This window comes from Luteibacter yeojuensis, assembly GCF_011742875.1.
GTDB lineage: Bacteria > Pseudomonadota > Gammaproteobacteria > Xanthomonadales > Rhodanobacteraceae > Luteibacter > Luteibacter yeojuensis.
This window is the reverse complement of sequence record NZ_JAAQTL010000001.1, coordinates 538461-557864: the sequence shown is the minus strand read 5'-3', so window position 1 is coordinate 557864 and position 19404 is coordinate 538461. Positions and strand designations below refer to the sequence as shown.

Annotated in this window: 19 protein-coding genes; 7 read left to right on the top strand and 12 right to left on the bottom strand. The window is 69.2% G+C overall.

All coding sequences use genetic code 11. The annotated features are described in order from the left end of the window. The 7 genes from HBF32_RS19105 (at position 1) to pdeM (ending at position 8971) form a co-directional block, all read left to right on the top strand. Complete coding sequence (locus tag HBF32_RS19105; RefSeq protein WP_193570316.1) at positions 1-699, top strand: hypothetical protein; 699 nt, start codon at positions 1-3, stop codon at positions 697-699. Beyond that, entirely contained in the window at positions 696-1292 is a 597-nt protein-coding gene (locus HBF32_RS02390; protein WP_166698031.1) for an IMPACT family protein, read from the top strand. The genes HBF32_RS19105 and HBF32_RS02390 overlap by 4 nt, the downstream gene beginning before the upstream one ends. 118 nt (positions 1293-1410) lie before the next feature. Then, complete coding sequence (locus HBF32_RS02385; RefSeq protein ID WP_166698030.1) at positions 1411-3174, top strand: ABC transporter transmembrane domain-containing protein; 1764 nt, start codon at positions 1411-1413, stop codon at positions 3172-3174. 140 nt (positions 3175-3314) lie between these two features. Next, positions 3315-4337: a ligase-associated DNA damage response exonuclease gene (locus HBF32_RS02380; RefSeq protein ID WP_166698029.1), complete on the top strand. Its 1023-nt coding sequence runs from the start codon at positions 3315-3317 to the stop codon at positions 4335-4337. Beyond that, entirely contained in the window at positions 4337-5932 is a 1596-nt protein-coding gene (locus tag HBF32_RS02375; protein WP_166698028.1) for an ATP-dependent DNA ligase, read from the top strand. The genes HBF32_RS02380 and HBF32_RS02375 overlap by 1 nt, the downstream gene beginning before the upstream one ends. Then, positions 5889-8330, top strand: a complete 2442-nt coding sequence (locus HBF32_RS02370; protein ID WP_166698027.1) for a ligase-associated DNA damage response DEXH box helicase — start codon at positions 5889-5891, stop codon at positions 8328-8330. The genes HBF32_RS02375 and HBF32_RS02370 overlap by 44 nt, the downstream gene beginning before the upstream one ends. Then, on the top strand, positions 8327-8971 hold the full coding sequence (pdeM, locus tag HBF32_RS02365; RefSeq protein ID WP_166698026.1) for a ligase-associated DNA damage response endonuclease PdeM: 645 nt from the start codon (positions 8327-8329) through the stop codon (positions 8969-8971). The genes HBF32_RS02370 and pdeM overlap by 4 nt, the downstream gene beginning before the upstream one ends. 103 nt (positions 8972-9074) lie before the next feature. Here the strand turns inward: pdeM and HBF32_RS02360 are convergent, their stop codons facing one another. The 12 genes from HBF32_RS02360 to HBF32_RS02305 all read right to left on the bottom strand — a co-directional run bounded on the left by HBF32_RS02360 (position 9075) and on the right by HBF32_RS02305 (position 19397). After that, positions 9075-9794: a copper homeostasis protein CutC gene (locus HBF32_RS02360; RefSeq protein ID WP_166698025.1), complete on the bottom strand. Its 720-nt coding sequence runs from the start codon at positions 9792-9794 to the stop codon at positions 9075-9077. 1 nt (position 9795) lies between these two features. Continuing rightward, positions 9796-10818 (bottom strand): glycosylasparaginase, encoded by a 1023-nt coding sequence (locus HBF32_RS02355; RefSeq protein WP_166698024.1) that lies wholly within the window; start codon positions 10816-10818, stop codon positions 9796-9798. A 224-nt stretch (positions 10819-11042) separates the two neighbouring features. Next, positions 11043-11570, bottom strand: coding sequence for a pilus assembly FimT family protein (locus tag HBF32_RS02350; protein ID WP_166698023.1), 528 nt, complete (start codon positions 11568-11570; stop codon positions 11043-11045). After that, positions 11567-11983, bottom strand: a complete 417-nt coding sequence (locus HBF32_RS02345) for a PilV family protein (RefSeq protein WP_166698022.1) — start codon at positions 11981-11983, stop codon at positions 11567-11569. Before HBF32_RS02345 ends, HBF32_RS02350 begins: the two co-directional genes overlap by 4 nt. 151 nt (positions 11984-12134) lie before the next feature. Then, positions 12135-12341 (bottom strand): cold-shock protein, encoded by a 207-nt coding sequence (locus HBF32_RS02340; RefSeq protein ID WP_090053863.1) that lies wholly within the window; start codon positions 12339-12341, stop codon positions 12135-12137. A 137-nt stretch (positions 12342-12478) separates the two neighbouring features. After that, entirely contained in the window at positions 12479-13225 is a 747-nt protein-coding gene (locus tag HBF32_RS02335) for an S-methyl-5'-thioinosine phosphorylase (RefSeq protein WP_166698021.1), read from the bottom strand. Between the two features lie 5 nt (positions 13226-13230). Beyond that, a complete protein-coding gene (locus HBF32_RS02330) occupies positions 13231-13773 on the bottom strand; it encodes a hypoxanthine-guanine phosphoribosyltransferase (protein WP_166698020.1) in 543 nt (180 codons plus the stop codon). Positions 13774-13780: 7 nt separating this feature from the next. Beyond that, positions 13781-14782, bottom strand: a complete 1002-nt coding sequence (gene nagZ, locus HBF32_RS02325; protein ID WP_166698019.1) for a beta-N-acetylhexosaminidase — start codon at positions 14780-14782, stop codon at positions 13781-13783. After that, the gene (locus tag HBF32_RS02320) at positions 14776-15300 is read right to left on the bottom strand and encodes a CYTH domain-containing protein (protein ID WP_166698018.1); all 525 of its coding nucleotides are present in this window, start codon (positions 15298-15300) and stop codon (positions 14776-14778) included. Before HBF32_RS02320 ends, nagZ begins: the two co-directional genes overlap by 7 nt. Positions 15301-15310: 10 nt before the next feature. Then, complete coding sequence (gene rlmD / locus HBF32_RS02315; RefSeq protein WP_166698017.1) at positions 15311-16612, bottom strand: 23S rRNA (uracil(1939)-C(5))-methyltransferase RlmD; 1302 nt, start codon at positions 16610-16612, stop codon at positions 15311-15313. Positions 16613-16677: 65 nt separating this feature from the next. Continuing rightward, positions 16678-17280, bottom strand: coding sequence for a YdbL family probable chaperone protein (locus HBF32_RS02310; RefSeq protein ID WP_166698016.1), 603 nt, complete (start codon positions 17278-17280; stop codon positions 16678-16680). Positions 17281-17369: 89 nt separating this feature from the next. Then, positions 17370-19397 carry a translocation/assembly module TamB domain-containing protein gene (locus tag HBF32_RS02305; protein ID WP_166698015.1) on the bottom strand — a complete coding sequence of 676 codons (2028 nt, stop codon included), beginning with the start codon at positions 19395-19397 and terminating at the stop codon, positions 17370-17372. Positions 19398-19404 lie beyond the last annotated feature (7 nt).

Here is a 19404-nt window from a genome sequence, read left to right as displayed (position 1 = left end):
ATGAACCCGAACACGCCACCGCCCAGCGACGACGACCTGCCCGACGAGCGCGAACTCGCCGCGCTGTATGCGCGCCTGCCCAAGGACGAGCCCGGCCCGGCGCTGGATGCGGCGGTGCTCGCCCGGGCGACGCAGGCCGTGCCGGCGCGTCGCCGATCGCGCTGGCCTGTCGCGCTGGCTTCCGCCGCGGTGCTGGTGCTGGCCGTCGGCGTGGCGTGGCAGCTGCGGGATGCGCATCCCGGCGAGCCGGCATCCGCACCCTCCGCGAAGGACATACCCCTGCTCGCGCCCGGCGTCCCTGGCGACATGCAACGCGCGGAAGGCCTGCCGCCGGCGAAGCCGGCTGCCCGCGCGGCGGTCAGGAAAGTGACCAGCGACCGGATCGCTCCGCAAGTGATGCGCTCCGCACCCGCGCCGATGCCCGCACCCATGGTCGCCACGCCTCCCGCGCCGCCGGCCGCGGCGGCGGCGCCGCCTCCTCCCGTGCCAGCGCCCGCGCCCGCGACGGAGGTTTTTTCCGAAGCCATGCCCTCGCTGGCGCCGCACCGCCATGACCTCGCACCCGACGACCGCGTGGGGGAGATCCGCCGCCTGCTCGACCACGGCCAGCGCGAGGAAGCACGGCGCCGCCTGCGCGAGTTGCGCCTTCGCTATCCGCATTACGACATTCCCCAAGACCTGCGCGACCTGGAACCTTGAGCACGCCGCTGGACACGCTGGCCGCACCGTGGCGGCACGAGGAAGAGATCAAGAAGAGCCGCTTCGTCGCCCAGGCCTCGCCCGTCGACACGCCGGCCGCCGCGCTCGCGTGGCTCGAAACCGCCGGCGATCCGGCGGCGACGCACAACTGCTGGGCATACCGCATCGGCGACGCCTATCGCTTCAACGACGATGGCGAGCCCGGCGGTACCGCGGGGCGGCCGATCCTCGCGGCGATCGACGGCCAGGGCTGCGACCGCGTAGCGGTGCTGGTCACGCGCTGGTATGGCGGTATCAAGCTCGGGGTGGGCGGTCTCGCCCGCGCCTACGGTGGCAGCGCCGCCGAATGCCTCCGCCTGGCCCCGAGGACGCCCATCGTCGCGACCGGACGGCTGGCCCTGCGCTGCGAGTTCGGTGAACTGGCGCTCCTCACGGCCCGCCTGCGCGACATGGAGGCCGTCGTCGAGCGCGAGGTCTTCACGGCCGAAGGGGCGGAACTGGTCGTCTCCGCACCGCGGGACAGGCTGGACGCGATCGCGGCGCGGCTCGTCGACCTGACCCGCGGACGCACGACCCCGCGCCGCCTCGACTGAGCAGCATCCGGGCGAAGCCGAAGGAGGTCGCCGGGCTTCGCAGGGGAGTCCCCGTGTTGAATACCGCACCGGGTGGCCCCATCCGTTGGCGAATTGCCTGGGAAACATCGAAGTGAGCATGAGCGACGAACGCAGGGAGAAGTCACGCAAGATCGGCGCGCTGCGCAACCTCTGGCCGTTCCTGAAGCCGCACAAGGGCCTCGCCGTGGGCTGGCTGGTCTTCCTGGGCATTTCGTCGAGCGCGTCGCTGGTGCTGCCCGTGGCCGTGCGCCACATCATCGACCACGGTTTCCTGGCCTCGAACCTCGCCACCATCAACGGCACCTTCCTCGCCCTGTTCGGCGTGGCCTTGGTCCTGGCCATCGCCACGGCCGCCCGTTACTACTGCATCGCCCTGCTCGGCGAGCGCTCCCTCGCCTCCCTGCGCAGCACGCTTTACGAACACGTGATCCAGCTCGACGTAGGTTTTTACGAAGGCACCCGCGTGGGCGAACTCACCTCGCGACTGGGCACCGATACGGAAGTGGTGCAGACACTGGTCGGCTCGGGCATTTCCGTCGCGCTGCGCAGCGCGGTGATGCTGATCGGTGCCGCCGCGGCGATGGCGTGGACCAGTCCGCGCCTCGCCGGCCTCACCGCGCTGGTGATTCCGGCCGTGATGCTCCCGATCCTCGTCTTCGGCCGCCGCGTGCAGAAGCTGTCGCGCAACAGCCAGGACCGCATCGCCGACGCCGCCGCGGTCGCGAACGAAACCCTCAACGCGGCCCAGGCGGTGAAGGCCTATGCCCGCGAGCCCATCGAGAGCCGCCGCTACGCCAGCGCCATCGCGCTCGCGCTGGCCACCGCGCGGCGCCGCATCGGCATGCGCGCCATGCTCACCGCCGCCGTGATCGTGCTGATCTTCGGCGCGATCACGCTCGTCCTGTGGGCGGGCGCGCGCGACGTGATCTCGGGCGACCTTGCGCCCGGCGTGCTCAGCCAGTTCGTGCTCTATGCCATCTTCGCCGCGGGTTCCGTGGCGGGCCTCTCGGAAGTATGGGGCGACGTGCTCCGCGCGGCGGGCGCCATGGAGCGCATTGGCGAACTGTTCGCCGAACGCGCAGTCATCCGCACGCCGGACGCGCCGGAACCATTGCCGCGGCCGGTCGTCGGCGCGCTGCGTTTCGACCACGTGGAATTCCACTATCCCTCGCGCCCCGACGTCGCCGCGCTCTCCGACTTCAACCTCGAGGTCTTCCCCGGCGAAACCGTCGCGCTCGTCGGCCCGTCGGGCGCGGGCAAGAGCACGGTATTCAGCCTGCTGCTCCGCTTCCACGATCCACGCGCGGGCACCATCCGCTTCGACGGCGTGGACCTGCGTTCGCTCGCGCTGCCGGAGTTGCGCGGCGCCATCGCACTGGTGCCGCAGGAAACGGTGATCTTCGGCGGCACGGCAGCGGACAACATCCGCTTCGGCCGCGCCGACGCCAGCGACGAGGAAGTGCGCGAGGCCGCCCGCCTCGCCGAAGCCGACGGTTTCATCTCGGCGCTGCCCGACGGCTACGAGGCCGCGCTGGGCGAACGCGGCGTGCGTCTTTCCGGCGGGCAGAAGCAACGCGTGGCGATCGCGCGCGCCATCCTGCGCGACGCCCCGCTGCTCCTGCTGGACGAGGCCACGTCGGCGCTGGACGCGCAATCCGAGGCCGCCATCCAGCACGCGCTGGAACGCCTGGAGAAAGGCCGCACCACGCTGGTGATCGCGCATCGCCTCGCCACCGTGCAGCGCGCCGACCGCATCGTGGTGATGGACGGCGGCCGCATCGTGGCCCAGGGCACCCACGACAGCCTGCTGGCCGAAGGTGGCCTCTACGCCGAACTCGCGCGGCTCCAGTTCGTAGCCTGACTGTGGGAGCCGCTATAGCGGCGAGAAGCCAACGAAGCGATGAAGCGGCAAGGTAACGTCCCCTCGCCGCCATAGCGGCTCCCACAAGAGCCCTCCGGCTCTTTTCATGGTCTTGACGACATGCCACCTACCTTCCTGGGGTGGACAACGACCTGCTGCTACCCCGCCCCGAGGGCCTCTACTGCCCCGCGGGCGATTTCTTCATCGATCCCATGCAGCCGGTGGCGCGCGCCGTCGTCACGCACGCGCACGGCGACCATGCGCGGTCCGGCAGCACGCTCTACCACGTAGCCGCCGCCGGCGGCGCGCTCATGCGCGAACGCCTTGGTGCGGAGGCGGTCATCCACGAGCACGGCTGGAGCGAGCGCTTCGCCCTCGGCGATACCACCGTTTCCTTCCACCCTTCGGGGCACATCCTCGGCGCGGCGCAGGTTCGCATCGAGGGCCGCGGCAAGGTGGTCGTGGTATCCGGCGATTACAAACGCGATCCCGATCCCACCTGCGCACCGTTCGAGCCCGTGCCTTGCGACGTGTTCGTCACCGAATCCACCTTCGGCCTGCCCATCTATTGCTGGCCGCCCATGCGCAAGGTGGTGGACGAGATCCTGGCCTGGCTGGAGGAATGCCGCGAACGGGAGGTACCCGCCGTGTTGTTCTGCTACGCCCTGGGCAAGGCGCAGCGCGTGCTCGCCGAACTGGCAGCGCGTACCGATCGCACGGTGCATCTGCATGGCGCCATGCTGCGCCTCGTCGAGGTCTATCGCGACGCCGGTGTCCGCATGCTGCCGACGGTGGCCGTGAGCGATGCGGCACGCGGAAAGGATTTCGCCGGCGAATTGATCATGGCACCGCCCTCCGCCGCCGGCTCGCCCTGGATGCGCCGCTTCGGCAAGGCATCCACCGGCTTCGCTTCCGGCTGGATGCAGGTGCGCGGCGCGCGGCGCCGGCGTGGCTACGATCGCGGCTTCGCGATCTCCGACCATGCCGACTGGCCGGGCCTGCTGCGCAGCGTCGACGACTGCGGGGCAAAGCGCGTGTATGTCACGCATGGCGATGGCGAAGCCTTGATCAGGCACCTCCGCGAGACTGGGCACGAGGCGTTCCCGCTTCGCTCGCTCGGCGGCATCATGCCCGAGTCGCGCAGCAGCGAGGAAGGCGACTGATGCGCCGCTTCGCCGCCCTGTTCGAGGCGCTGGACCGCACCTCGTCCACTTCCGCCAAGCGCGATGCGATGGCCGCGTATTTCGCGAGCGCGCCCGCGGCGGACGCCGCATGGGCCGTCTACGTGCTCGGCGGCGGCAAGCTGAAGCGCACCGCCACGTCGACGGAACTGCGCCAGGCGCTCGCCGCTGAAACCGGTTACGCGGACTGGCTGATCGACGACAGCTACCAGCACGTGGGCGACCTGGCCGAAACCATCGCGTTGATGCTGCCCGCCGTCGACGAGGGCGGCGAAGACGTTCCGTTGCATGTCTGGATGGAAGCGCGCCTGCCGTCGCTCGGCCGTCTGGAACCCACGGAACGCATTGAACTCCTGCGCGAATGGTGGCGCCCATTGCCGCGCGAACAGGTCTTCCTCGTCAACAAGCTGCTCACCGGCTCCCTGCGCGTCGGCGTATCGCACCGGCTCGTCGTGCAGGCCCTCGCGCAATGGTCGGCTCTTGCCACCGACCTCATCGCGCATCGGCTCAGTGGAACCTGGAAACCCGCCGCCGACGCCTTCCTGGCCCTGGCCGGCCCCGAGCGCGCGGACGAGCATGCCGGCGAGCGTCCCTATCCGTTCTTCCTCGCGTCGCCGCTGGAGCAGGAAGTCGCCGCGCTGGGCGGCGTCGGCGACTGGCTGGCCGAATGGAAGTGGGACGGCATCCGCGCGCAGCTGATGCGCCGGGGAGACGGCACCCTGCTCTGGTCGCGTGGCGAGGAGCGTCTGGACGGTCGTTTCCCCGAGATCGAACTGGCCGCGAGCGACCTGCCGGACGGCTGCGTGCTCGATGGCGAAATCCTCGCCTGGACGCTGGACGAGGATCATCCGCTTCCGTTCGCCGCGTTGCAGAAGCGTATCGGCAAGCTCAAGCCCGCTCCGAAACTGCTGGCCGACACGCCCGTGCGGCTGATGAGCTACGACCTGCTCGAACTCGACGGCCAGGACTTGCGCGAACGCCCGTTGACCGAGCGCCGCGCGATGCTCGCGGCCCTGGTGGAGGGCCACGGTCCCACGCTCATGCTCTCGCCTGCCGTCGATGCGGCCGACTGGCACGCGCTGGCCTCCGTGCGCGGCGAATCGCGCGAACGGCGTACCGAAGGCCTCATGCTGAAGCGCCTCGACTCCCCCTATCGTGTCGGCCGCAAACGCGGCGACTGGTGGAAGTGGAAAGTCGATCCGTACACCATCGACGCGGTGCTGCTCTATGCGCAGCCGGGCCATGGCCGTCGCTCCGGCCTGTTCACCGATTACACCTTCGGCGTGTGGGAAGGCGACGCGCTGGTGCCCGTCGCGAAAGCGTATTCCGGCCTCGACGACAGCGAGATCGATCGCCTCGACCGCTGGATCCGCGCGCACACCGTCGATCGCTTCGGTCCCGTCCGTTCGGTCGAACCCACGCACGTCTTCGAACTCGCCTTCGAGGCGATCCAGGCCTCCGGCCGTCACAAGGCCGGCGTGGCGGTGCGCTTCCCGCGCATCCTGCGCTGGCGCACCGACCTCGCCATACGCGATGCCGACAAGCTCGACGACCTCCGCCGCCTGGCGTCGGGCTGAAGCCCGCCTGCTGGCGTGGTTCGCCGCGCAGGAGCGCCATGCCGCGCCGTTCCAGCGCGCGGCATGGCGCGCATGGCACGAGGGTCGCAACGGTCTCATCCATGCGCCGACCGGCACGGGCAAGACACTGGCCGCCGCGGGCGGCCCGCTCATCGATGCCGTGCTGCGTCCCCGCACCGGCCTGCAGCTGCTATGGATCACCCCGCTGCGTTCGCTGGCGACGGACACGGCCCAACACCTCGCCACCGCCGTGGAAGCGATGGACCTGCCCTGGCGCGTGTTGCGCCGTACCGGCGACAGCGGCAGCGCCGAGCGCGCCCGGTTGCGTCGCGGTGCATGCGAACTGCTCGTGACCACGCCGGAGAGCCTCGCCTTGCTGCTCAGCTATCCGGACGCAAGGGAGCGCTTCGCGGCACTGCGCGGCATCGTCGTCGACGAGTGGCACGAACTCGTCGGCAACAAGCGAGGCACCCTGCTGCAGCTAGGGCTCGCCCGCCTGCGCCACTGGCTGCCAGACCTGCGCACATGGGGACTGTCCGCCACGCTGGGCAACCTCGACGAAGCCCTGCGCGCGCTGGCGAACGACGGCGTGCTGATCGGGGCGCGGACAAGAAAGAAGACCGTGATCGAAACCGCCGTCCCCGGGAACGGCGAACGCTTTCCCTGGGCAGGCCACCTCGGCCTTTCCCAGTTGCCCCGCGTACTCGAGGCGGTGCTCGGCGCACGCAGCAGCCTCGTCTTCGCCAATACCCGTTCGCAGGCGGAACTCTGGCACGAGGCCTTGTCGTCGGTCTGGCCCGAATCGCCGGAGACCCTCGCGCTGCACCATGGCTCCATCGATCCGAAGCTGCGCTTCGCCGCGGAGGAAGGCCTTCGCGTGGGAGCGCTGCGCTGCGTGGTCGCCACCTCCAGCCTGGACCTCGGCGTGGATTTCGCCAGCGTGGAACGCGTGATCCAGATCGGCAGCCCCAAGAGCGTGGCGCGCCTGCTGCAACGTGCCGGGCGCAGCGGGCACCGGCCGGGCGTGGCGTCGCGCATCCTGTGTGTGCCTACCCACCTGCTGGAATTGGCGGAGATCGCCGCGGCGCGGCAGGCGTTGGCCGAAGGCCACCTCGAACCGCGCAGGCCCATGCGGGGCTGCCTGGACGTCCTCGCGCAACACCTGTTGACCATGGCGCTGGGTGGCGGTTTCACCGCCGACGAGGCGTATGCCGAGGTCACGTCGTCGCTCGCCTATGCGAACCTGCCGCGCGAGCGCTTCGACGCGGTGCTCGCCTATCTGCGGACCGGCGGCTCCGCGCTTGCCAACTATCCCGAGTACCGCAAGCTCGTCGAAGCCGATGGGCGCTACCAGGTCGACAGCGGACGCATCGCGCGCATGCACCGTCTCTCCATCGGCACCATCACGTCCGACGGAAGCCTGCAGGTGCGCTACATGAAGGGGCCGAAGCTCGGCTCCGTCGAGGAACAGTTCCTGTCCCGGTTGCGCCCCGGCGACCGTTTCCTCTTCGCCGGGCGGCACCTGGAACTGGTCCGCGTGCGCGACATGACCGCCTACGTCCGGGCCGCACCGAACCGGCGCGGCGGCGTGCCGCGCTGGATGGGAGGACGGCTTCCCCTCTCGGGCGAGCTTTCCGACGAGCTGCGCGACACGCTCGCGGGACGGGGCAAGGACTCGGCCGAAATGCGTGCCCTGGCGCCCCTGCTCGACGTGCAACGAAGGCAGTCGTCCATTCCGGGCATCGACGAAACGCTCTGCGAACGCACGCGCACCCGCGAAGGCGATTACCTGTTCGTCTTTCCGTTCGCGGGACGGCTGGCTCACGAAGGACTGGCTGCCGTGCTCGCCTATCGGTTGGCACGCCTCCGGCCCGGCGATTACGGCTATGCCGTGAACGATTACGGCTTGACCCTCACGGCCGCGCGCATGCCGCCGCTCGACGCGGCGACGATGCGCCGGCTGCTGCACCCATGGGGGCTGCGCGCCGACATCCGCGCCAGCGTCAACCTTTCGGAACTCGCGCGACGGCAGTTCCGGGAGATCGCGCGCGTGGCCGGTCTCGTCTTCAACGGTTATCCGGCGCACGGAAAGACGCTTCGTCAGCTGCAGGCGTCCAGCGGTCTCCTTTTCGACGTGCTGCGCCGGCACGATCCTTCCCATCCGCTGCTCTGGCAGGCGGAGCGCGAAGTGCTCGACCGGCAGCTCGACTATTCGCGCCTCCGCGCCTGCCTGCTGCGCGTGTCGCGTTCGCGCCTGCTCTGGCGCGAGACCCGGCGGCTCAGCCCCCTCGCGTTTCCGTTGTGGGTCGAACGGCTGCGCGGAGGCATCGCCGGGGACGACTGGAAAACCCGCGTCGAGCGCATGCTCGCGACGCTCGAAGCGGGAGCCGACGCATGATGATCCACCACATCGAGGTGGCCGGCGAACGGCTGACCCTTCACGCGCAGCGCGCCATCCATTGGGCGGCACGCCGGACGCTGCTCGTTTCCGACGTCCACTTCGGCAAGGGCGCCGTCTTCCGCCGCGCCGGTATCGCGGTTCCCAGCGGCGACACCGAAGACGACCTGGCACGCCTCGACATGCTCGTGGCCGAATTCGCGCCGGAGCGCGTGGTCGTCCTCGGCGACCTCGTGCATGGCGCCGCCACGGAACGCAGCGGCTGGGTGGAACGCGTGCGCACCTGGCGCCAGGGACATGCCGCCATCGCGATGGCGCTGATCGCCGGCAACCATGACCGCCACTTCGACGTCGCCTCACTGGGTATGGACGTCCACCCCGGTCACGTATCCGTCCCACCGTTCGTGTTCTCGCACCATCCGGAGGCGCATGCGGAGGGATACACGCTCGCAGGACACGTGCATCCCGGCGTCTCGCTGCGCGACGGCTGGCGCCGGCATCGCCTGCCCGCCTTCGTCTTCGACCGCGACGTGGGCATGCTCCCGGCCTTCGGCACGCTCACGGGGTTGCATGACGTGATGCCGAGAGCGGGGCGACGCATCGTGGCCGTTACCCCGGCGGGACTGCTGCCGCTATGCTGATTCGTGCGTGGTTCTTGTGGGAGCCGCTTCAGCGGCGATGGGTGCTCGCAGTAAGCGTGCCCGCTGCCGTAGGATCGCCGCCGAAGCGGCTCCCACGGTTCCCTCAGGCCAGGGCCGAGGCCAGCGCCCGGACCGTTTCCAGGTCCGTACGTGTCTCGCCCGCGCCCATACCGAGGGCATCGCCGGGCAAGCGCCGCATGGCCGATGGCAGGCGGCGTTTCGCGGACGCGTGAAATTCGCGCGCCCGGGTCGCCTCGCGCAAGGCCACGATGTTGCCGGGCTCGATGCCGGCGCCGGGCATCACGACGATGCGGCCGCCGGCCTGGGATACCAGCCGCGCAATGGACGCCGCGCCGGCCACCGCGCTGGGCATGCCGCCGGAAGTGAGCACCCGCTCGAAGCCGAGTTCGATCAGGGTCTCGAGCGCCTCGTGCCGATCCGGCACGAGATCGAACGCGCGATGGAAGGTCGCGCCCATGCCTTCCGCCGCGCGCAGGAACATCGCGCAGGCCTCCCGGTCCACCTCGCCTTCGGCGGTCAGCGCGCCGACAACGACGCCGTCGCAACCCAGCTCGCGGCAGTGCGCGATATCGTCGAGCATCGCCTCGATCTCGGCGTTCTCGTAGAGGAAGTCGCCTGCCCGGGGACGAATGAGCACGTAGAGGGGAATCGAAAGGCCTTCCCGCGCCAGCGCGATGGTGCCGTGGGAGGGCGTGATGCCGCCCTCCTCCAGGCTCGCACAGAGTTCGACGCGCCCCGCACCACCCTCTTGCGCCGCGAACGCCGATACCGCCGAGTTGGCCGCGACTTCCAGCAAGGCCATGTCAGTAGGTGCTCTTGCCAGGGATCAGCGTGTCCTGCTTGTGTGCGTCGCAGATCGCGTACGAGAAACCCTTCTGGATCGCCCAGGCACCGACGTTGCCCTTCTTGTCCATCGCGAGGAAGCCTACCTGGAGATCCTTTGCGTTCGGTTTGCGGCGCAGGATGCGCTCCACCGCCTCGCGGCAGGCATCTTCCGGCGAGCGGCCCTGGCGCATGAGCTCCACGACCAGGAAGCTGCCCACGTTGCGGATCACCTCCTCGCCCACGCCCGTCGACGTCGCGCCACCGACATCGTTGTCGACGTAGAGGCCGGCGCCGATCAGCGGGCTGTCGCCCACACGGCCGTGCAGCTTCCACGCCATGCCGCTGGTGGTGCATGCGCCGGACAGGTTGCCCTTTGCGTCGATCGCCAGCATGCCGATGGTGTCGTGGTTGCTGGCATCGCCCGGCGTGCCGCCCGGACCGGCGTTGTAGCTCTTGACCTCGCTGTTGGCCACCGGCTTGTACTTCGCCGTCTTCAACCACTCGTGCCAGGCCTTCTCCGACTCGGGGGTCAGCAGTTCCTCGCGCGGGAATCCCTGCTCCATCGCGAACTGCAAGGCGCCGTCGCCGACCAGGAGTACATGCGGGGTCCGCTCCATGACCCGCCGCGCGACGGAGATCGGATGCGCGATGTGCTCGATCGCCGCGACGGCGCCGCAGTTGCCGTGCTCATCCATGATGCTGGCGTCCAGCGTGACCTTGCCGTCCCGGTCGGGATAACCCGCACGGCCGACGCTATGGTTGCGCAGATCGGCTTCGGGGACACGGGCGCCCTGCTCCACGGCGTCGAGCGCGCGGCCGCCGGAGGAAAGCACCTTCCACGCCGCCTGGTTCGCCGCCACGCCGAAGTCCCAGGTGGAACACACGCGCGGGATCACGCCGCCCGGGGCGCTAGCGCGGGGTGCCGCCGTGGCGATGCCCTTGGCCGTCAATGCCACACCCGAAGCGACGGTCGCCCCCTGGAGAAAACGTCTGCGGTCCATGAGTCCCCTCATTCGACGACGCGCCTGCCGCGCCGTCCCCGATGGTCGCACGCTCGCCGCCGTGCCTGCCACCTTCGCGGTCACGCTTCGCGCAAGCCTCCGACTCGGCCCGCAGGAAATCGCGGGCGGCCAACAGGCGCGACATGGCCGAACGGGACAGCGAGGCGCCGAGGACCGCGAGCATCGCAAGCACGGCCAGCACCAGGACGAGAATGGCACCACGTTCACGGTGCATGCGCGGACCTCGCCGTGGTCCTTGCATACCGGCGGCCATCGCTCGTCCAAAGGACGACGTCGATCGCCCTTGCGGCCATGCCGTTCCTCTCCGTGAGCGACTCTCGCCGGACACCGCCGCCGGGCGTCGGCACGTAGCCGAAGAACTCCACCTGGGCGATTCCGCGGAGGTAACCCTCGCACTGGCCGATCGTCTTATTCGCCCTCGGGCAACGCTTCAGGCCATCTTCCGCGAACCATATCGCGTGGCCGAGCCACAGTACCGACGCGGCACCATGCGCGCTCTTTACCGTGCATGTGGGTTTCCCGATGCATCCCGACCACGTTGCCGATAGACGAAGGTCGCGCGCGATGGCGGCCAGCGCGAGCCATGCCGCGTCTTCCTCGCGTGCCGCAACCAGCTGTCTCGACGCGGCGATACCGGCCAGGGAAAGGAAGGCAAGCGCGATCGTCGCGATCATCGATGCCACGGCGAGCCCCACGACCAGCTCGATAAGCGTGGCGCCTTTCGCGCTCATGGCCGAAACACCCAGCGCAGGATTTCATGCTCCATCCAGGCGATGGCGATGGCGCATTCCCCGTTCTCCGCGCATGCCACGTGTCCCGATGCCGCCGGCCCGATGCGCCGAGTCAGGAGCGCGCGAAACGAGGCGAGGTCATGGGAGGCCTGACGGCGTGCATCGCATCCTTCCGCGCAGCGACCACGGCTCGCGTTACCTTCCCCATAGTCGCCGGCGAGAACGCCCGCGGGATTGGCGCGCATGCGGGCTTCCAGGCTTACCGCGATCGTGGTGGCGGCGATGAGGCGCGATGCCCGCGCATGGGTGGCCATCGATTGCAGGGTCCACGCGCCATGGCATGCGGAACCGATGGCGAAGACCGCCAGGGCAGCCAGGGATTCGATGAGGGAGGAACCGGCGTCGTGTCGCATGGATGCAGCGTCGTGCGCGCAGCGGATCGATGCCATAGGAACGCATCGTTGAGCGCCGTACGTCCGCGACAGAAGGTATGGTGGTCGGCGCCCGCAAAAAAAAACCCCGCGCCAATGCGCGGGGTTTTTCGAACCAGCGAAGCGGAAGCGGTCAGGCGGCGACTTCGACGCCCGACGCCTGGGCGCCCTTCGGGCCCTGGGTCACTTCGAACTTCACACGCTGGCCTTCCTGGAGACTACGGAACCCCTTGGAATTGATCGCAGAAAAGTGGACGAACACGTCCTCCCCACCGTCCTCGGGCGCGATGAAACCGAAACCCTTGGCGTCGTTGAACCACTTGACCGTACCGAAACGCATTGCGGAAACCTCTGGACATGGACTGGAAGCACCCGGATGGCGAGGCGTTCCCCATGGATCCCCTTGGCCTGCCCCCGCGGCGCAGCGGAAGTATCATCATGTTTCCGGGCAAAGCGCAACTGCGACTCTTTCCGATGTCACCCCGCGGCCAGCATCCGGCCAAGGATCGGCGGCACGTTCGCGGTGGCCGCGGCCAGGTGGGCGAAGATTTCCTCGATGCTGATTTCGGCTTCATTCCCCGCTCCCGCCGCGAAATTCGCCACCAGGGCAAGGCAGGCGAACTCCAGATCCAGCTCGCGGGCGAGCACCGCCTCGGGCATGCCCGTCATGCCGACCAGGTCGCAGCCGTCCCGTTTCATACGCGCAATTTCGGCACGGGTCTCCAGACGGGGACCCTGGGTCACCCCGTGGACACCGCCGTCGACGATGGCCAGGCCTTCCGCCCGGGCCGCCGCAAGGATCGCCTGGCGCAGGCTCTCCGTGTACGGCTCGCTGAAGTCGATGTGGCGGACCTCCGCACCCTCCACGTCGTTGAAACTCGTGTAACGCCCGTGCGTGTAGTCGACGATCTGGTCCGGCACAACGAGGGTGCGCGGCCCCATGTCGTCCCGGATCCCGCCGACGGCATTGACCGCCACGACCCGGCGCGCGCCGAGGGAGTGCAAGGCCCAGAGGTTGGCCCGGTAGTTCACCCGATGCGGAGGCACCGTGTGACTCTCGCCATGGCGAGCCAGGAAGGCCAGCCGCCGGCCGCGGAAACGGCCGGTGACGATGTCGCCCGAGGCGGCGCCGAACGGCGTCCCGATGGTATGCCGCTCGCTGTCCTCCAGCCCTTCGAAGGCATACAGGCCGCTGCCGCCGATGACGGCGAGGTCGATGCTCATCCGGTTCAGTCCTTCAGCGCGTAGATGCCGGGCAGGTTGCGGGCCTGTTCGTTGTAGTCCATGCCGAAGCCGAACACGTAGCGGTCCGGCAGGTCGACACCATTGAAGTCGGCCTCGATGCCGTGCGCGCGGCGGCCATGCAGCTTGGTGCAGAGCACCGCCAGCAGCACGCGCTTCGCGCCCATCCCGAAGCAGGCGTCGCGCACGGCCTTGAGGGTGTGGCCTTCGTCGAGGATGTCGTCCACCAGCAGCACGGTGCGGCCCTGCAGCGGCACTTCCGGACGGCGCAGCCAGTGCAGGTCGCTGCCGGTGGTCCGGCCGCGATAGCGCGTGGCGTGGACGTAGTCGAACTCGAGGTCGGTGCGGATCGACAACGCGAGCTGGCCGGCGAAGACCAGCGCGCCATGCATCACGGTGAGGAAGACGGGGCGCTCGCCGGCGAGGGTGCGATCGATTTCGCGACCCATGCGGGAGATTTCGATGTCGAGCTGTTCGCGGCTGAACAGGAGATCCGCGTTGTTCAGTGCTTCTTCGAGCGAGGCTGTCATAAGTGGCTCAAGGCTCCAGGGCGGTCACGCGTGCAATGAAACGCTCGCGCTGGGGGTTGTCGACGAGGCCTTCCCAGGTCGAGCCGATCGCGCCCTTGAGAGGGGCGATGCGCTCGGCCGGCGACGGACGGCGGCCCTCGACCGCTGCGATCGCTTCGGGAACGACTTCGGGAAAACAGGCGAGCACGAGGTCGCAGCCCGCCTCGAGGTGGGCGGCGGCGCGCGCCGCGATGCCGCCGACGCTGCCGGCCGCGGCCATGCTGATGTCGTCGCCGAAAACGCAACCGCGGAAGCCGAGTTCCCCGCGCAGGATCTCCTCGATCCAGACGCGCGAGTAGCCGGCGGGCCGGTCGTCCACGGCAGGATAGGTCACGTGCGCCGCCATGACGGCTTCGGCATGCGCCTCCATGCCGGCCACGAAGGGCAGCAGGTCGTCGCGGAAGATCTCGTCCCTGCCGCGCCGGTCGATCGCGACAGATTCGTGCGTGTCCTCGAGGACCGAGCCATGTCCGGGGAAGTGCTTCAGCACGGCGGCCATGCCGCCGAGGTGCATGCCGCGCACGTAAGCCTGGACCAGCTCGGCCGCCACGACCGGATCGGCGTGGAAGGCGCGGTTGCCGATGGCGCGGCTGCCGCGGTCGATGTCCGCGACGGGCGCGAAGCTGAAATCCACGCCGATGGCGCGCATTTCGCTCGCCATGATCCACGCGTGTTCCTCGGCGCGGTTCACCGCTTCCACGGGATCGGTGTCGTACAGCCTGCCGATGGCGGCCACCGGCGGCAACCGGGTGAATCCCTCGCGGAAGCGCTGCACGCGGCCGCCTTCCTGGTCGACGCAGACGAGGAAATCCTCGCCGGCCACGTCGCGCACCGATGCGATGAGCGCCGTGGCCTGCTCACGCGACGCGATATTGCGCGAAAAGAGGATGGTGCCGGAGACGCCCGGCGCGGTGAGCCATTCGCGCTCGTGCGCGGCCAGCTCCGTGCCTCCCAGTCCGACGATCAGCATGACGCGTCTCCCTTCCCTTCCTTTTCCCGGGCCGACCAGCGCGCATAAGGGCGGTCGACGAGGTTCACATTGTAGTAGCGCGACAGTTCCGTCACCTCGATACCCAGCCAGGCCGGACGCGGATAAGGCGCGTCCACCGACGGCAGTTCGACCTCGGCCACGACCAGCCCGGCGTTGTCGCCGAGGAATTCGTCGATCTCGAAGTGGGCGCCGTCGAGCATGACATGGTGACGAATCTTCTCCAGGACGCCGTCCGACAGCTCGCGGAGCAGATGCTCCGCGTCGTCGAGCGGAATGGGGTATTCGAACTCGTGGCGCTGCACGCCGAGGGTCGCCGACTTGATGTTGAGCCAGCCCCTGCCGGCGGAAAGCCGGACCCGGACGGAACACTTCGCATGACCCGCCTCGATCGCGGCACCCGCCACGAGGTAGCCCTGCGCGATCCGCTCGCTGCGTTCCGCGAGACCGCGCCAGCCGTCATCGGCGAGGAGGAACTTGCGTTCGATTTCGACGCCCATGCGGTCTCCGTCAGCCGCGTTCGAACAGCGCGATCGATTCGACGTGCGCGGTGTGCGGAAACATGTCCATCACGCCGGCCGACACCAGCCGGAAACCGTGCTTCTCGACCAGGATACCCGCGTCGCGCGCCAGCGATCCCGGATGGCACGACACGTAGACGATCCGGTCGGTACCCTTGCGCGGCAGGTATTCCAACACCTTGTCCGCGCCGGCGCGCGGCGGGTCGAGCAGGATCTTGTCCCACGACTGCTTCGCCCAGGGTTCGTCGCGCTGGTCGTCGAAAAGGTTGGCCACGCGGAACGAGGCATGGGCCACGCCGTTCCGGGCGGCGTTGGCCGCCGCGCGCTCCACCAGTCCGTGCTCGCCCTCCACGCCGACCACGTCCGCCGCGTGGCGGGCGATGGGAAGGGTGAAATTGCCGAGGCCGCAGAAGAGGTCGAGCACGCGATCGGTGGGCTTGAGGTCCAGCAGCTCCAGCGTCCGTGCCAGCATCCGCTGGTTCATGCCCGCGTTCACCTGCACGAAGTCGAGCGGCAGGAAGTCGAGTTCCACGTTTTCCGCGGGTATCGCGAAGGACAGGCGCGGCGCTTCCGGCCAGAGCGGATGCACGCTGCTGTGGTTGCCGGGCTGCAGGTAGATGGCCAGACCGTGCTCCTTGCCGAAGGCCGTCAGTGCCTCGCGGTCGCTCCCGGACAACGGGGCCAGATGGCGGAAGACGAGGGCTACGGTGTCGTCGCCGGCGGCGAACTCCACCTGCGGGATGTCGCGCGCGGCGTCCAGACCGCCGATCAGGGTGGCGAGAAGTCCCACCTTCGGACCGAGCGCCGGATGGATGACCTCGCACACATCGATGTCGGCCACGAAGCGCGGGTTGGATTCCTCGCGAAAGCCGACCAGCACGCGCTCCTTCTTGGCGACGTAACGGACCGAAAAGCGTCCCTTGCGACGATAGCCCCAGGGCTGGTCGACCAGGGGCGGCAGCCAGGTTTCCGGCGTCACCTTGCCGATGCGCTCGAAGTTCTCCGCCAGCACACGCTGCTTGGCCGCGATCTGCGCGGCCGGCGCGAGGTGCTGGAGCGAGCAGCCGCTGCACTGGCCGAAATGACGGCACAGCGGCTCCACGCGATCGGCCGAGGGTTCGAGCACCCGGACCACCTCGGCATCGTCGTAGTTGCGATGGCGCTTGCGGTACTTCAGCAGCACGCGCTCGCCCGGCAACGCGCCGGAGACGAAGGTGGCCTTGTTATCGATGCGGGCGACGCCCCGGCCGTCGTGGCTGAGGTCGGTGATGGTGGCTTCGAATTCAGTCATGCGCTCAAAAACGTAAAGCCCGGACGCCGAGGCTCCGGGCTGGCTGGCGAGTGGGGAGAGGTGCCTTACTTGCGCTTCCAGGCACCGGACGCATCGCGATAATACCAGCCCGACGGCGCGCGCTGGATCCAACCCTCGGCGAAGGTCTTGCGAATCTGGGATTCCCACTCCGGATGGCCGTTGGCCTTGGCGACCGCACGATAGAGCGCGTCGCGATCGCCGTTTTCCTGCCGTACCAGCGCGTCGGCCTGGGACCGCTGGTCCAACGGCAGGGACGAGGCGTCGCGCACCGCGACGAGGCCGTCGTTGGTGAATCCGACCGCGCCGCTATCGAAGAGCGCCTTCAGCTGTCCGCCGAAACGCGCCTTCATCCGCGCGCGGATGGCGTCCGTCTCGGGCGTGCTGATGCGAATATCCGGAGACTCGGCGGCATGCGCGGCCGGAATCACGAGATCGAGCAGCGACGCCGAAGGCTGCCTGCCAACGGGCGCGGCCGGCTTGCTGTCCTTGTCCGCGGCGGGCCGGACGGCACCGCTGTCCTCGAGCACGTTGCCGATGAACTGGTCGGCGGCTTTTTGCGCCGCCGCTTCGGGGAAGTAGACGTTGATCGTGACGCAGCCCGCCAGGGCGGCAACAAGAAACAACGTGCATGTCAACAGTTTACGCATCATATCTTCCTCCGATTCGAGCCATGGGCATCATCGCTCCGTTGGCCTTCGCGCGCCAGCGCGCCGCCTTGGACGTCCCTCCCGGGGCCTCAGCGAACGACCGGACCGTCGCCTTCCGTAGCGGCCTTCAGGCGACGTACCAGCGTCGGCCAGTCGACCTCGCGCTGGTGTCCGATCACGTTGAGGTGCGGCAGGCCGCTGCCCTCCACGATAGCGTAGCCGTCCTTCGCCGGACCGAGTCCGCCCATGCTGCAGATATCGCCCTTGAGCGTGCAGGACAGTCCGATCCGCTTGTAGCCGAAGGTCTTGAACAGCTTCAGCACGGTGCCCTGCAGGCCGCCGGCGATCCCGCCTCCGCCCACCGAGGTGAGGTTGTTGACCGCCTTCTGGCTGATCCGGCCGCCCTGGTCGGCGATGAGGCTGGCCTTGAACGCCGTCGGCGTCCAGGCCACCAGGCGCAGGCCGTCGATGCTGCCATGGAGGCGGCCGGTGATATTGCCGAAGTCGAACACCGAGGTGAGGAGCGCGAGATCGAGCTGGCGCAAGGCGATGTCGCCGGTGAGGACGGGGGCCGCTCCGAAAGGCTGGGCCAGGGTCATCCCGGTGATGTCGACGAAGCCGTCGAAGACATTGAGCGAAAGGCCGCCGGCAAGCTCCACCCGGTCGTCGACGTAACGCAACGACGGTACGGCGCCACCCAGCTTGCCCTGGAACTCGGGCCAGCCGAGCGCGCGACAGAAGGCGCCCATATCGACCTCGGTCAGCGCCAGCGACGTCTGCAGGCGCTCTCCGCTCGCGGCCGCGGGGTGCAGGCTCAGGCCCAGCACGCGAAGCTGGCCGTCGAGCACCGGGATGGCGAATGGCTTCTCCAGTTTCAGCACACCGCCCGTGCTGCGCCACGAACCCTCGGCCGCGCCGTTGGGAATGCGATAGACCCGCAGGGCGCGCCAGCCCAGCCGCGTCGCCGGCCGGTTGTCGGTGGCGCTCCAGTCGATGGCGCCATGGAGGCCGTCGACCCCCAGTCGTCCGCCAGGCAGGGCGAGATCGAGGCCACCGGTCTGCAGGGAGAACGCCTTGAGCTTGCCGGCCTCCAGCGCGATATGACCCGCCACGTCGCCACGGGCGTCCAGCGCGTCGACGCCGAGGTCGCGCAGCAGGCCCTTCCCATAGCGGGCGTAGGCGGCGGGAAAGCGCGCGTTGAAGCGGTCGAGCCTCAGCTGGGAAAGATCGCCGTTCGCCGATATGCCCAGCTCTCCTTCGAGTTGCAGGGCGTCGGGGTCGGTCATGCGGAGACGCCGGATGGCCAGCTCGCCCTTCTTGGTGCGCGCGCCCAGCGAGAGCTGCACGGCGTGATCGGGAAGGTCGGCGTAAAGCGTGCCGAGCAGCAGGTCGCCGCCACGCAAGGTGGCATCCAGGTCGATGGACGCGCCGTCGGCCTGGCTGTCGATGCCCAGACGGCCGGTACCCGAGACACCCTGCCCCGCCAGCTTTCCGCCAGGGCTGTCGAAGCCCACGCCGTTCAACGAGAACTGGCCGGCCGCTTGCACGCCGCTGTGGAGCACGTCCAGGGCCAGGTCGGCATCGACGCGGCCGGTGGTGGCACGGCCCGACCAGACGGTCGACAGCAGCCCCTGCAACCAGCCGGAAGGCAGCCCCGTGAGGGTGATCTGCGCATGGCTGGGCTGGTCCATCGGCAAGGCCACCCGGGCAAGCGCCTTCTCCTGGCTCAGCGACACCTCGACCGTGTTCGCCGCGGCGTCGGCGACCATATGGATGGTGGCATTGCCGAGCGCGCCGCCGGGCGCGCCGCGCAGCCGTATCGTGCCGTCGAAGACCCAACGCCCGAGTTCGTCACGGTCGAGCGTACCTTCCAGGCGAAGGCCGAGCTTGCGCCAGCCCAGCGCCGGCATGTCCGCGCGGTCGGCGGAGAGCTTCACATCCAGGCCCTTTCCATCGCCGGCCGGATCGATGTCCGCCTGCATGCCGCTCATCTCCATCCCGGGGATCGCGAGCGTGTCGGCTTCCACCGATAGCCCGGCGCACGCGGCTCCCGCCCAGGCGATGGCCGTCAGGGCGGTGAGGATCAGGGCGAGCGTGCGGGTTGATACGGGAAGCATGCTCGGC